The organism is Mycobacterium sp. C31M, from assembly GCF_053345865.1.
In genome coordinates this window covers 149,127-161,879 of record NZ_JBKFAX010000007.1, presented here as the reverse complement: position 1 = coordinate 161,879, position 12,753 = coordinate 149,127, and the positions used below count along the sequence as shown (strand labels likewise).

Annotated in this window: 13 protein-coding genes; 8 read left to right on the top strand and 5 right to left on the bottom strand. The window is 66.7% G+C overall.

The genetic code is table 11. The features are described 5' to 3' along the window. Positions 1-283 precede the first annotated feature (283 nt). The gene (locus ACLBYA_RS12880; protein WP_447709798.1) at positions 284-1,534 is read left to right on the top strand and encodes a thioester domain-containing protein; all 1,251 of its coding nucleotides are present in this window, start codon (positions 284-286) and stop codon (positions 1,532-1,534) included. 52 nt (positions 1,535-1,586) lie between these two features. Here ACLBYA_RS12880 and ACLBYA_RS12875 read toward each other — a convergent pair whose 3' ends face one another. Together ACLBYA_RS12875 and ACLBYA_RS12870 are read right to left on the bottom strand one after the other, a co-directional pair. Beyond that, complete coding sequence (locus tag ACLBYA_RS12875; protein WP_447709797.1) at positions 1,587-3,575, bottom strand: glycoside hydrolase family 15 protein; 1,989 nt, start codon at positions 3,573-3,575, stop codon at positions 1,587-1,589. Positions 3,576-3,630: 55 nt separating this feature from the next. Further along, positions 3,631-4,863 carry an FAD-dependent oxidoreductase gene (locus ACLBYA_RS12870; RefSeq protein ID WP_447709796.1) on the bottom strand — a complete coding sequence of 411 codons (1,233 nt, stop codon included), beginning with the start codon at positions 4,861-4,863 and terminating at the stop codon, positions 3,631-3,633. A gap of 29 nt (positions 4,864-4,892) precedes the next feature. Between ACLBYA_RS12870 and ACLBYA_RS12865 the strand changes: the two genes are divergently transcribed. The 6 genes from ACLBYA_RS12865 (at position 4,893) to ACLBYA_RS12840 (ending at position 9,192) form a co-directional block, all read left to right on the top strand. Beyond that, positions 4,893-5,087 carry a hypothetical protein gene (locus ACLBYA_RS12865; RefSeq protein WP_447709795.1) on the top strand — a complete coding sequence of 65 codons (195 nt, stop codon included), beginning with the start codon at positions 4,893-4,895 and terminating at the stop codon, positions 5,085-5,087. Between the two features lie 134 nt (positions 5,088-5,221). Then, positions 5,222-5,314: an Ms4533A family Cys-rich leader peptide gene (locus ACLBYA_RS12860; RefSeq protein WP_366515297.1), complete on the top strand. Its 93-nt coding sequence runs from the start codon at positions 5,222-5,224 to the stop codon at positions 5,312-5,314. A gap of 116 nt (positions 5,315-5,430) precedes the next feature. Continuing rightward, positions 5,431-6,453 carry a sulfate ABC transporter substrate-binding protein gene (locus tag ACLBYA_RS12855; RefSeq protein ID WP_447709794.1) on the top strand — a complete coding sequence of 341 codons (1,023 nt, stop codon included), beginning with the start codon at positions 5,431-5,433 and terminating at the stop codon, positions 6,451-6,453. 56 nt (positions 6,454-6,509) lie between these two features. Next, positions 6,510-7,319, top strand: a complete 810-nt coding sequence (cysT, locus tag ACLBYA_RS12850) for a sulfate ABC transporter permease subunit CysT (protein ID WP_447709793.1) — start codon at positions 6,510-6,512, stop codon at positions 7,317-7,319. After that, positions 7,316-8,134 carry a sulfate ABC transporter permease subunit CysW gene (cysW, locus tag ACLBYA_RS12845; protein WP_447709792.1) on the top strand — a complete coding sequence of 273 codons (819 nt, stop codon included), beginning with the start codon at positions 7,316-7,318 and terminating at the stop codon, positions 8,132-8,134. Before cysT ends, cysW begins: the two co-directional genes overlap by 4 nt. Before the next feature lie 14 nt (positions 8,135-8,148). Then, complete coding sequence (locus ACLBYA_RS12840) at positions 8,149-9,192, top strand: sulfate/molybdate ABC transporter ATP-binding protein (protein ID WP_447709791.1); 1,044 nt, start codon at positions 8,149-8,151, stop codon at positions 9,190-9,192. Here ACLBYA_RS12840 and ACLBYA_RS12835 read toward each other — a convergent pair. Both ACLBYA_RS12835 and ACLBYA_RS12830 read right to left on the bottom strand, forming a co-directional pair. After that, on the bottom strand, positions 9,185-10,111 hold the full coding sequence (locus tag ACLBYA_RS12835; RefSeq protein WP_447709790.1) for a sterol desaturase family protein: 927 nt from the start codon (positions 10,109-10,111) through the stop codon (positions 9,185-9,187). The two genes, ACLBYA_RS12840 and ACLBYA_RS12835, sit on opposite strands and share 8 nt — an antisense overlap. A gap of 1 nt (position 10,112) precedes the next feature. Further along, the gene (locus ACLBYA_RS12830) at positions 10,113-10,757 is read right to left on the bottom strand and encodes a TetR/AcrR family transcriptional regulator (protein ID WP_447709789.1); all 645 of its coding nucleotides are present in this window, start codon (positions 10,755-10,757) and stop codon (positions 10,113-10,115) included. A 202-nt stretch (positions 10,758-10,959) separates the two neighbouring features. On the opposite strand from ACLBYA_RS12830, the gene ACLBYA_RS12825 reads away from it, so the two are divergent. Continuing rightward, the gene (locus ACLBYA_RS12825; protein WP_447709788.1) at positions 10,960-12,036 is read left to right on the top strand and encodes a class I SAM-dependent methyltransferase; all 1,077 of its coding nucleotides are present in this window, start codon (positions 10,960-10,962) and stop codon (positions 12,034-12,036) included. A gap of 3 nt (positions 12,037-12,039) precedes the next feature. Here the strand turns inward: ACLBYA_RS12825 and ACLBYA_RS12820 are convergent, their stop codons facing one another. Next, complete coding sequence (locus ACLBYA_RS12820) at positions 12,040-12,753, bottom strand: sirohydrochlorin chelatase (protein ID WP_447709787.1); 714 nt, start codon at positions 12,751-12,753, stop codon at positions 12,040-12,042.

Sequence of the window (12,753 nt, the reverse complement as noted above, 5' to 3'; positions counted from 1 at the left end):
GTTCTGTTGTGCGGTGCGGCGGCCACGATACGGCCTCGAAACGCATGGCACAGCCTTAGTGCGCAATGAGAGGCAAATGCCGGGCGGGTGGCATTTCCAGCGCTTTGCCGTATGGTTTGGGGCATGGCTCACGACGGATCGCTGCGCGCCGGTTACGCGCGCGCCACCGTCGTGCTCTGTTGTTGTTGTTGATTTTCTGACGCCGGCCCCCTGCGTTTCAGCCCGCCCATCTTCGGCGGTGTGCACAAACGCGCTGTTCACAGCCTTCAGAAAGCCAACGGCAATGCCCGCTCTTGCTCTGCACGCTCCCTCCCGCACACCCGTGTCGATACGGCGATCGGTGCGTCGCACCGTCGACATCCCCCGGATGACCCGTTACCGCGGCGGCACCTACTCGCCGACGGTGGACACCGTGGTGTTCACCGATGGCAGCACCGCCCGCACCGACCTGATCCGGCTCAACCCGGGCATCGACGCGTACTCGCTGGACTTCACCGGTCGGGCACCGACACGGCCGTCACGGTATCGCCCGGCGAACTGGTCGGCGGTGCCGAACATGTCGGCGCGCGCCGTCGAGGCCGAGGTGGACTGGCTCATCCGCAACTCCTTCCCGACGCTGGGCACCGTCGAACTCAGTCGTCGGGTGCGCGCGGCCGGGCATCTGCGGGGTGCTTCGCACCTGGCCGAGCATGAGGCGATCGCCGCCACCCAGGCCGCCATCTGGCATTTCACCAATGGTCTGCGGCTGGACAACCGGCCGCTCAACGTGCCGGTCGTGGTCACCGAGGGGCCCGGCACCATCACCTTCGAGTTCGACGGCGAACCCCAATTAGCGGGCTACACAGTGGATCTGGCCGCCGATACCGCCGTGACGCTGCTGTTGCAGAAGTCCGCCGACGGACTCGAATGGCGAGATGTCGCGGCGTCCGGGCTCAACGTTCCCGCCGGTCGCGGAACCCACCGTCGTCGCCTGGGTCTGGGTGCCACAACATCGTCGACGCTCCCGGGTCGGGTACACCGCGGCTACCGGTTCTACCGGCTGCAGGTGGTCGCCGAGGGTGCGTTCGACATCGACGATGTGACGTTCGCGCTGCACGGTTCGGGGCATTACCGAAACGCCGATCGTGTTGTCGCCCTTTACGATTACCTGGTCGCCGGGGCCGAGGCGGCCCGCAGGTCGACCGTCGCGCCACGGCTGACCGCCGACCGGGCCGTCGTCGTGGACGGGGTGATCGGGCCGCTGCAGTTCCAAGCCACCGATGCCGCGTCGGTGACCAGCTCGGCGGGCACGATCCTCGATGCAGAGGGTGCACCGATCACGGGACCGGTGGTTCCCGGCACCGATATCTACGTCCAGCTGCCGCCACACCAGAACCGGATGACCATCACCGCGAGCGTGCCGGCCGCGGCCGACGGTTTCGGCGGTCGGGTGGTCACCGGTATCGCCTTCGATGATGCCGACCTGACCCCGGTGGCGCTGGCGATCCCGGCGCCCACCGTCATCGACTTCGAGATCGCCACCCGCGCAACGTGATTTCGGCGCGCCGACGTACTCTGGCCGTACGCGAACGCGCCGAAATCGCAAGCTACATGGGCGCGTTGGCCGGTTGGAACGTCCCGGTGCTGTCGGCCTCTTCCTCGGCGCGGATCACGTGCACGACGGCGTTGATCAGCGCCAGGTGGGTGAACGCCTGCGGGAAGTTGCCCAGGTGCCGGCCGGTGCGCGGTTCGATCTCCTCGGCGTACAGGTGCAGCGGGCTGGCGAAGGACAGCAGCCGCTCACACAACCGTTTCGCCCTGCCGACCTCACCGATCTCGACCAGCGCCGACACCAACCAGAACGAGCAGATGGTGAACGTGCCCTCCTCGCCGGACAGGCCGTCATCGGTCTCCTCGGTGCGGTACCGCAGCACCAGGCCGTCCTCGGTCAGCTCCTCGGCGATCGCCATCACGGTGGCCCGGATCCGAGGATCGTCCGACGGCAGGAACCGGGTCAACACCGCCAGCAACAGTGAGGCGTCCAGCGCATCGTCGCCGTACCGCTGGGTGAGCACACCGCGTGAATCGACACCGTGTTCCAGGATGTCGGCCTTGATCTCCTCGGCGAGCGCACTCCATTGCTGCGCATAGGACTTCTCGCCCTGCAGTTCGGCGAGTTTGGCCCCGCGATCCAGGGCCACCCAGCACATGATCTTGCTGGAGGTGAAGTGCTTCGGCTCGCCGCGCACCTCCCAGATACCGCGGTCGGGCTGGCGCCAGTGCTTGATGGTCTCCTCGACCTGATTCTTGAGCACCGGCCACAGTGCCTCCGGGATCTGCTCGCGGGATTTCGCATGCAGGTATACCGAATCGAGCATGGTTCCCCAGATGTCGTGCTGCATCTGGTTGTACGCGCCGTTGCCGATGCGCACCGGGCGGGCGTTGTCATAACCCGACAGGTGGTTGAGCTCCTCCTCGACCAGACTGCGTTCGCCGCCGACGCCGTACATCACCTGCAGTGGATGACGCTCACCATTGGTGGCACCGGACACATCGGCGATGAAGGAGAAGAAGTCGTCGGCCTCGCGGTCCAGGCCGAGGGTGTACAGACCCCACAGGGCAAAGGTCGAGTCCCGTATCCAGGAGTATCGGTAGTCCCAGTTCCGTTCGCCCTGAGGTGTTTCCGGCAGCGATGTACTGCTGGCCGCCAGCAGTGCGCCGGTGGGGGAGTACACCAGCCCCTTGAGGGTGAGCGCGCTGCGTTGCAGGTAGGCCCGCCACGGGTGGTCCGGGAAATCGCCGATGTTGATCCACTGGCGCCACGACTCGCTGGTCTTCCACATCTTGTCCGCGGCCTCTTCGAAATTCTGCGGCGCGGGATGCTTGGACCAGCTCAGCGCGACGAACACCTTGTCGCCCTCGGTCAGTCGGGTGCGGGCGCGGGCCTCGTGGCCCTCCAGACCGATGCGCAGATTGGTCGTCAGGCGCAGCGTCGGATTGGCCTCGGGGTCCTTGCTCGCGCGGGCGATCGCCTCGCCATAAGCCGCCGAGGAATACTCCCAGGTGGCCGGGCTGCGGCCGTAGTCGAAGGACGGCTCACAGTTCATCACCAGCTCCACCACGCCACTGACACAGCGCACGGTGCGCAGCAGGATGTGCTCGGCATCCCAGTCCGTCGGGGTGCGCCGGTGGGTGCGGGAGCGGGTCTCGGTGTCGTGCCAGGGGCCCATCACCAGGGCGTCGCGCACGATCATCCACCCGGTGTGGGTCTGCCAGGTGGTTTCCATGATGAGGCTGCCCGGCAGGTAGCGCCGGGCCGACGGCACCGAGACGCCGTACGGGCTCAGTTTGAAGTGACCCGCACCACGATCCAGGATGGCGCCGAACACGCTGGGGGAGTCCGGCCGCGGGACACACAGCCATTCGACAGATCCCGCCGAGGACACCAGGCAGGTGTTCTCGCAGTCGGACAGGAACGCATAATCCGCAATGGGCGGGAATGGGTTTCGCAGGTTCCCGGCGCCGGCGCTGGCTATCGGCGCCGTCGCGGTGAACGGCGTCGGTGACGATAACGGGTCGGTGTGCTCAAGAACCATGCCGCCCATCATGGGTCCAGAATCCGTCGGCGTCTAGTTACCCGGCAGTGGGGTGTCAGCGGCGCGCGAACGCAGGTATGTGCTCCGGTAACGGCCCGACCGCGATGCCGTATCCGATGATTCTGCGCAGCAGTGCAATCCGGCTGACCACACGCACCGGGGTGGGTGCCTCGACGGGAGCGCCCTCGGTGACTGCGACAGCGATCACCCTGTTCTGCACGGCCTGCTGCGCGCGTTGCACCAGCACCGTGGGCAACCATCGGCGAGCCTGGACACGGCGCAGTTGCCGGGTCGTCACCGACCCGTCGCGCAGCGGGTCGGCGAGCATCCGGCCGGCGGCGACGGCGTCGGCCACGGCGAGGTTGATCCCCACCCCGCCGACCGGGGACATCGCGTGTGCCGCGTCACCGATGAACAGCAGTCCGTCGGTGTACCAGCGGGGCAGTCGATTCAACTGCACGTCCAGCAGTTTGACATCGTCGAACGAGGTGACGGTGGTGATGCGGTCGGCGACCCACGGCACCACGGCGGTGACCCGGCGGTGCAGCGATTCGATGCCCTCGGCGCGCAGTCGCGCATCCGAACCCTTCGGGATCACGAAGGCGCACTGGTAGTAGTCGCCGCGGTCGATCATGGCCACCACGTGACCGGCGCCCATCGCCCCTGCCAGTCCGGCGGGGTCCTCCTCGGTGCGCGGTACCCGGAACCACCAGACATCCATCGGCGCACCGAATCGTTTGGGCTGCAACCCCATCGACGTCCGCAGTATCGAACCGCGGCCATCGCAGGCCACCGTCAGCGGTGCCCGCAACTCGGCGATGGCACCGTCGGCGTCCCGGTAGCGGACACCGGTGACCCGCGGGCCGACACGGAGCGGCTCGAGTACCTCGCAGCTGCGCAGCAGCGTGAACGTCGGTTCCTGCTCGGCGGCCCCGGCCAACAGTTCCAGAAAATCCCACTGCGGCACCAGGGCTATATGTTTGTGCGCTCCGGGTAGGTGACGCAGGTCGATCTCGACCGGGACGCCCTGCACCGCCAAGCGCAGTGATTCGATCAGCCGGTGCGGGACGGCGGCGAACCGCTCGCCGAGCCCCAACTCGTCGAGCAGTGCCAAGGTGCTGGCGTGCACCGTGTCACCGCGGAAATCGCGCAGGAAGTCGGGGTGCTTCTCCAGCACCGTCACCTGCACGCCGCCGCGGGCGAGCAGCAGTCCGAGCATCATCCCGGCGGGGCCACCCCCGACGATCACACACCCGGTACTGCGTGGTGCCTGCTGGGCTGAGGGCATCTGTCCATGGTGGCACTAGTCTGGGGCGCATGGGCGGTTTCCTGAGCTGGTGGGACGGTGTCGAGCTGTGGCTGTCGGGCCTGGGGTTCGTCGCGCAGACGGCCATCGTGATGCCGGTGGTGCTGCTGCTGGCCTACGGGATCGCCGTGCTGCTGGACGGGGCACTGGGCAACGGCATCAAGGTGCTGCGCCGGGCGCGCCACGAGGAGCAGGAACCGTCGTGAATCAAATGCCACGCTCGCGGGTCACGCTCGCGCTGATTGCCCTGGTGGTGCTGGTCATCGTGATGTGGTGGCTGGCGCAATAGCAGGCCCACCCTCGACGGGCGGCACCTGCGGATTCTGGTACTCTTCCGGCCATGCGTGCAGCGACCGGCAACAAGAGTGGCCATATCCTGGCCCTCATTGCCGTGGGTTTTTCCGCTGTGGCTGATGTCTGTTGTTGTCGCTGACCCCAACCCGTCGTGCGGTTTGGCGTTGGTGACGACATGAGATCTGTCGCGCACTGATCCACCACCTTTCCGTATGTACGGGTACCCGTCCCGTATCCCATCCGGAAAGGTCCTCAATGCCCAGCAAGCTCGCCGCCACCAAACGCTGGAGCGCGCTCACCGCGCTCGCGCTGTCCACCACCCTCGTCGCGGCGTGTGGCGGCGGAGCCAGCGATGTCGCAGGGGAAGGTGGTGGGACCGCAGCCGACACCACCCTGACCCTGGTGGCGTTCGCGGTGCCGGAGCCCGGATGGTCGAAGGTGGCCCCGGTGTTCGCGGAGACCGAAGCGGGCCAGGGTGTCGGTGTCACGGCCTCCTACGGCGCCTCCGGCGATCAGTCCCGCGGTGTGGAGTCCGGCAAGCCGGCCGATGTCGTCAACTTCTCGGTCGAACCCGACATCACCCGCCTGGTGAAGGCCGGACTGGTCGACGAGGACTGGAACGCCGGTGCGCAGAAGGGCCTGCCATTCGGTTCGGTGGTGACTTTCGCGGTGCGCGAGGGCAACCCGAAGAACATCCGTGACTGGGACGATCTGCTCAAGCCCGGTATCGAGGTCATCACCCCGAGCCCGCTGAGCTCCGGTGCAGCCAAGTGGAACCTGCTGGCCCCGTACGCGGCCAAGAGCAACGGTGGCCAGGACCACGCGGCGGGTATCGCCTACGTCCAGGAACTGGTGAGCCAGCACGTGAAGCTGCGCCCCGGTTCCGGTCGTGAGGCCACCGACGTGTTCCGGCAGGGCACCGGTGACGTGCTGCTGGCCTACGAGAACGAGGCGCTGCACTACGACCTGGAGCATGTGAACCCCCCTCAGACCTTCAAGATCGAGAACCCGGTCGCCGTGGTCAACACCAGCAAGCACCTGGACAAGGCGACCGAGTTCGTCAACTTCCAGTACACGCCGGAGGCTCAGAAGGTGTGGGCCGAAGCCGGCTTCCGCCCGTCCGACCCGGCCGTCGCCGAGGAGTTCGCCGACAAGTTCCCGGCTCCGGAGAAGCTGTGGAGCATCCAGGACCTCGGCGGTTGGTCCGAGGTCGATCCGCAGCTGTTCGACAAGGACAACGGTGAGATCACCAAGATCTACAAGTCGGCAACCGGGTGACAACCACAAATCCTGAGACGAGTCGCCCGGAGCTATCTGGAGGCGACACGTCTGCGGTGCGGCGAGGTCGCCGCCGGGGCAACGGCGCCACCCTGCAGGTCGGGGTGGCGGTGCTGTGGCTGTCTCTGATCGTTCTGCTGCCGCTCGCCGCCATCCTGTGGACCTCGGCCGAAGGCGGCTGGGGCGCCTTCTGGTCGGCCGTCAGCTCGCCGTCGGCGTTGGCCTCGTTCCGGGTGACGCTGACCATCTCGGTCGGCGTGACCGTCCTCAATGTGGTGTTCGGGCTGCTGATCGCCTTCGTACTGGTTCGTGACGACTTCCCGCTCAAGCGGGTGGTCGACGCCATCATCGACCTGCCGTTCGCGTTGCCGACCATCGTGGCCAGCCTGGTGCTGCTCTCGCTCTACGGCCCGGGCAGCCCGGTCGGCATCCATATCCAACACACCTCCTGGGGCGTGGCGCTGGCGCTGGCCTTCGTGACGCTGCCGTTCGTAGTGCGCGCCGTGCAGCCGGTGCTGCTGGAACTCGACCGCGAGGTCGAGGAGGCCGCGGCCTCGTTGGGTGCGAACAACCTGACCATCTTCGTCAAGGTCATCCTGCCCGCCCTCGCCCCGTCGCTACTGTCCGGCGCGGGTCTGGCGTTCTCCCGCGCCATCGGCGAGTTCGGCTCCATCGTGCTGATCGGCGGCGCCATTCCCGGCGAGACCGAGGTGTCCTCGCAGTGGATCCGGACGCTCATCGAGAACGATGACCGCGTGGGCGCGGCCGCGATATCGATCGTGCTACTGCTGATCTCGTTCGTCGTGCTCTTCGTCCTGCGGTACTTCGGTGCCCGGGCCGCCAAGCGGGAGGAATCGGCGCGATGATCCTGTCCCGTTCGACCACACTGATCCTGCGACTGGTCGCCTCGCTGTACATCTTCGCGCTGCTGGTGGTGCCGCTGGGCGCCATCCTGTGGCGGGCCTTCGCGCCCGGGGTCGGGGAGTTCTTCGCCTCGATCTCCACGCCCGCGGCGCAGTCGGCACTGTCGTTGTCACTGCTGGTGGTAGCGATCGTGGTCCCGCTCAACGTGATCTTCGGGGTGCCCACCGCAATCGTGTTGGCTCGGCGCAAGTTCCGCGGTAAGAACGCACTGCAGGCGGCCATCGACCTGCCTTTCGCGGTGTCGCCGGTGGTCATCGGTGTCGCGCTCATCGTGTTGTGGGGCAGTGCCGGACTTTTCGGCTTCGTGGAGAACAGCTGGGGCTTCAAGATCATCTTCGGCTTCCCGGGGATCGTGCTGGCCAGCCTGTTCGTCACCATCCCGTTCGTCATCCGCGAGGTCGAGCCGGTGTTGCACGAGGTCGGCACCGACCAGGAGGAGGCGGCCTCGACCCTGGGCGCCGGCTGGTGGCAGACCTTCTGGCGGATCACGCTGCCGTCGATCCGGTGGGGACTGACCTACGGGGTGGTGCTCACCGTGGCCCGTACCCTCGGCGAGTTCGGCGCGGTGCTGATGGTGTCGTCCAACCTGCCGGGCCAATCCCAGACGCTGACGCTGCTGGTGCACGATCGCTACACCCTCGGTAATCCGTACGGGGCCTACACCATCTCGGTGGTGCTGATGGCGGTCGCACTCATCGTGTTGGTGGCACAGATTTTGTTTGACGCTCAACGTTCGCGCGTCAAGACTGAGGACTGAAGGAGACCGATCCGATGAGCGAAACCGCTATCACGGTGAAGGGCGCGAACAAGCATTACGGCGATTTCGCCGCCCTGGATAACATCGATTTTGTGGTGCCGAAAGGCTCGCTGACCGCCCTGTTGGGGCCCAGCGGGTCGGGCAAATCGACCCTGCTGCGCGCCATCGCCGGCCTCGACCAGCCCGACACCGGTTCGATCACCATCAACGGTCGCGATGTGACCGGCGTGCCGCCGCAGAAGCGTGGTATCGGCTTCGTCTTCCAGCACTATGCCGCGTTCAAGCACCTGACGGTGCGGGACAACGTGGCCTTCGGGTTGTCGATCCGCAAGAAGCCCAAGAACGAGATCAAGGAGAAGGTCGACAACCTGCTCGAGGTCGTCGGTCTGGCCGGCTTCCAGACCCGCTACCCGGCCCAGCTGTCCGGCGGCCAACGTCAGCGTATGGCGCTGGCCCGGGCTCTGGCAGTCGACCCGGAGGTGTTGCTGCTCGACGAGCCGTTCGGTGCGCTGGACGCCAAGGTTCGCGAGGACCTGCGTGCCTGGCTGCGCCGGCTGCACGATGATGTACACGTCACCACCGTGCTGGTCACCCACGATCAGGCCGAAGCGCTGGACGTCGCCGACCGGATCGCGGTACTCAACAAGGGCCGCATCGAACAGGTCGGCTCACCCACCGACGTCTACGACGCGCCGGCCAACCCGTTCGTGATGTCCTTTCTGGGCACCGTGTCGCTGCTCAACGGAATCCTGGTGCGGCCGCACGATATTCGTGTCGGCCGAAATCCCGATCTCGCGATCGCGGCGGGGGACGGCACGGCCGAATCCACCGGTGTCACCAAGGCGACCATCGACCGGATCGTCACTCTGGGCTTCGAGGTGCGTGTCGAGCTGACCAGCGCGGTCACCGGCACCCCGTTCACCGCGCAGATCACCCGCGGTGACGCCGAGGCGCTGGGACTGCACGCCGGGGACACGGTCTACGTGCGGGCCACTCGAGTGCCGGCGATCGCCGGCGACACGCAGGGCAGCGAGGTGCGTGCCGAGGCGCTCACCTGAGCGCCGACTCCACGACGGGTTCGGTTGCCGGCTCGACGAAGGGCGCGGTCTCGCCCCAGCCGGGCGGCCGCAGCAGGTAACCGGCCCGGCCGCGCCAGGTCTGCGCGTGCCAGACATCACGCATCATGGCGATGAACTCGTGGAAGTTCACCTTGATCGGGTTGTAGGTGTCGATGTTGTGGGTGAGCCCGTAACGGACCCGCTCGACCTCTTCGGCGTAGCTGCCCCACATCCGGTCCCAGATGATCAGAATGCCGCCGTAGTTCTTGTCGAGGTAGGGGTTGTTGGCTCCATGATGCACCCGGTGGTGCGACGGCGTGTTGAACACGAATTCGACTGCCGGATGTAGCTTTCCGATGCGCTCGGTGTGCAGCGGATACTGAAACAGCAGGACGACGGCCTGGGACAGGAAGATCATCCAGACCGGAATGCCGATCAGTGCCAGCGGAATGTAGACCACTGAGGTCAGGAACCGACCCGGGATGAGCCACGGCAGTCGAACCGCGGTCGACATGTTGAAGTGCTGGCTGGAATGGTGCACGCTGTGCGCCGCCCAGAACAGTCGCACCCGGTGCTGCATCCGGTGCTGGGCGTAGTAGCCGAGGTCGGCGCCCACGACGGCCAGCACCCATACCCACCAAACCGAGGGTGAGAGCGCGATCGGAGCCAACATCGCGGCGAACACCACGATGGGGAACTGGATGAAATCCTCGACCAGGTTGGCGAACCTGCCCAACCCGTAGACACCCAGGCTGGCCAAGGTGTCCCGGCCCGAGAATCCCACCGTCCGGCGGGGTTCGGCTGCGCGGCCCGTCGCACGGTCGCGGCGGCGTTCGAGCCAATCGCCGAGGAACTCGATGCTCAACAGCAGCAGGAAGGCCGGGATCGCGTAGAGGCCGATGTTGCCGATCCACTCCATGTCAGCGGTTCCTGTCCTGTTTGTGGGGCATACCGTCGATCTGCCAGCGCAGGGCCTGACCGAACATCTCCTCGGTGACACGTTCTGGTTCGATTCGGCGTTGCCGGATCAGACCACCGAACATGGCCAGCGTCGTCGTGGCGAAATCGTCGACCGATACCTGCGTGACGTCGACTCCGTTGCGGTCCAACATGTTCGACAATATGTCGCGGACGGCATCGAGGGTTTTCGCCGAGGCGTCCGCCTCGATCTTCATCAGCTCGGGGTTACGGACGGCATGCAGCCAGAACTCGGTGCGCAGCACGGCGGCATCGATTTCCTTGTCGGCCATCGCGATGAGCATCCGGCCGAGGGCATGTAGCGGATCGGCGGATTCGGCCTGCGACTGCGCGATGATGTCGGCGACCTCGTCCATCCGGTTGACCGCACGGTCGGTCATCAGCGCGGCGAACAACTCGTCCTTGCCGGCAAAGTTCGAGTACACCGCACCCACCGAGAACCCGGCCGATTCGGCGATGTCCTCGACCGAGGCGGCGGCGTATCCACGGCGGGCGAACACCCGGGCCGCGGCGTCGAGCAGGCGCTGCCGGGTCAGCTCCTTGCTCTCCGCGCGGGTCATCCGACGGGGCCGGTGGTCAGGTTCCATATTCAAATAATAATCATTATTTGAATATTGGCCACTATCGAAAAAGATCTGGGTCCCAGGAGCTATCGCCGACGGGTGTGCTTCGGCGTAATTTGTGAGCTGATCGGTGGTGGCGGCCGTGCGCTGGGCCGCAGAAAAGTGATGCTCCGACCCCGTCTGTGACCGACCTTCTACCGGCAGCCGAGTGGAAGGGACAGGTCCTATGAGCACCACGAGTACGCCGGCCGTCGACCAAGACGAGTTGATGGCCTTCGTCATGCGTGCCGTCGAAGAGGCCGGCGCCGCACTGAACTGCGCGCTGGTCGTGATGGGCGACCGGTTGGGTTATTACCGGTCGTTGCACAACCACGGCGCGAGCACACCGACCCAACTGGCCGAGCGCACCGGCACCGACGAGCACTACGCCCGCGAATGGCTCAACGCCCAGGCCGCCGGGCACTTCGTCGAATACGACCCCGCCTCGGGTAGCTACTTTCTGACCCCCGAGCAGGCGACGGCACTGGCCGACGAGAACAGCCCCGCCTTCGTAGTCGGGCTTTTCCAGACGGCCCACGGCACCGCGCGGGACGCCACCAAAATCTTCGACGCCGCCACCACCGGCGCCGGTGTGCACTGGGGAGATCACAACTCCGACGTCCATGTCGGTTGTGAACGATTTTTCCGACCGACCTATGCGGCGCATCTGGTCGCCGAGTGGCTGCCTGCGCTGAACGGTGTCACGGCGAAGTTGGAACGTGGTGCCCGGGTGGCCGATGTCGGGTGTGGCCACGGCGCCTCGACAATCCTGATGGCGCAGGCATTTCCGCGATCGGAGTTCACCGGGACCGATGCGCACGCCGCATCGATCGACACCGCGCGGGAGCGTGCCCAGGCCGCCGTGCTGGGGTCGATGACGGCATTCGAATGCGCGCCGGCGGACGGTTTCACCGGTGGTCCCTACGACCTGGTCACCATGTTCGACTGTCTGCACGATATGGGCGATCCGGTCGGTGTGGCCCGGCATGTGCGGTCGGTCATCGACGATGACGGCACCTGGATGATCGTCGAGCCGGCCGCCGGTGACCACGTCGAGGACAATTTCACCCCCGTCGGGCGTGCGTACTACGGCTTCTCGACGCTGCTGTGCACGCCGTCCTCGTTGGCCCAGCCGGTTGGGCTGGCACTGGGCACCCAGGCCGGACCGGCCCGCATCCGCGACGTCGTCACCACTGCTGGGTTCACCCGGTTCCGGGAGGCGGCGCGGACGCCGTTCAATCTGGTTTACGAGGTGCGGCCGTGAGGGTCAGGCGGCGGCGCGCCGCGCCCTGACCGCGTCGAAACGGTCCAGCACGGTCTCGGCGACCAGCCGGTGCGACCCCAGTGGTGCCGCCATCGGAATGCGATGGGATGCAGCAAAACCGGCGACCCGGTCGGTGATCCTGCCGTGCGCCAGGAACCACGGTGCGATGACGATCCGCCGCGCCCCGCGCAACTGCAGTCGCCGGACCGCCTGCGGGAGTGACGGTTCGGGCACGGTGGCGAACGCGGTGGTCGCTCCGGCCCACCCGGTGCCGACCGAGAGTGTGGCCGCCACCGTGGCGGTGCGGGCATTGGCCTTCGCGCGCGATGACCCGACCGCGGCCACGATCACCCCGACATCCGAATCCTGCGCCGACACACCGACTTCGGCGATACGTCTGCGCAGCACGGCCAGCAGTTGATCGTCCTCGCCCAGGACATCGGCCTGCGGGGCGCTGACTCCGCTGTCGGCGATCATGGCCGGTATGTCGACGCGTGCGTGGTAGGCGTCGGCCAGCAGCAGCGGGGTCACCACCGCGCGGTCACCGACCGCGCGCAGCACGTCGACCAGGTTGGGGGAGTTCTGCTCGCAGAACGCCGGAGCCACCTCCAGATCCGGACGCAACCGGCGGACGGTGTCGGCCACCGCGTGCACGGTCGCCGCCGAACGCGGATCGGCGCTGCCGTGTGCGGTGAGCACCAGCACCGGCGCGCTCAC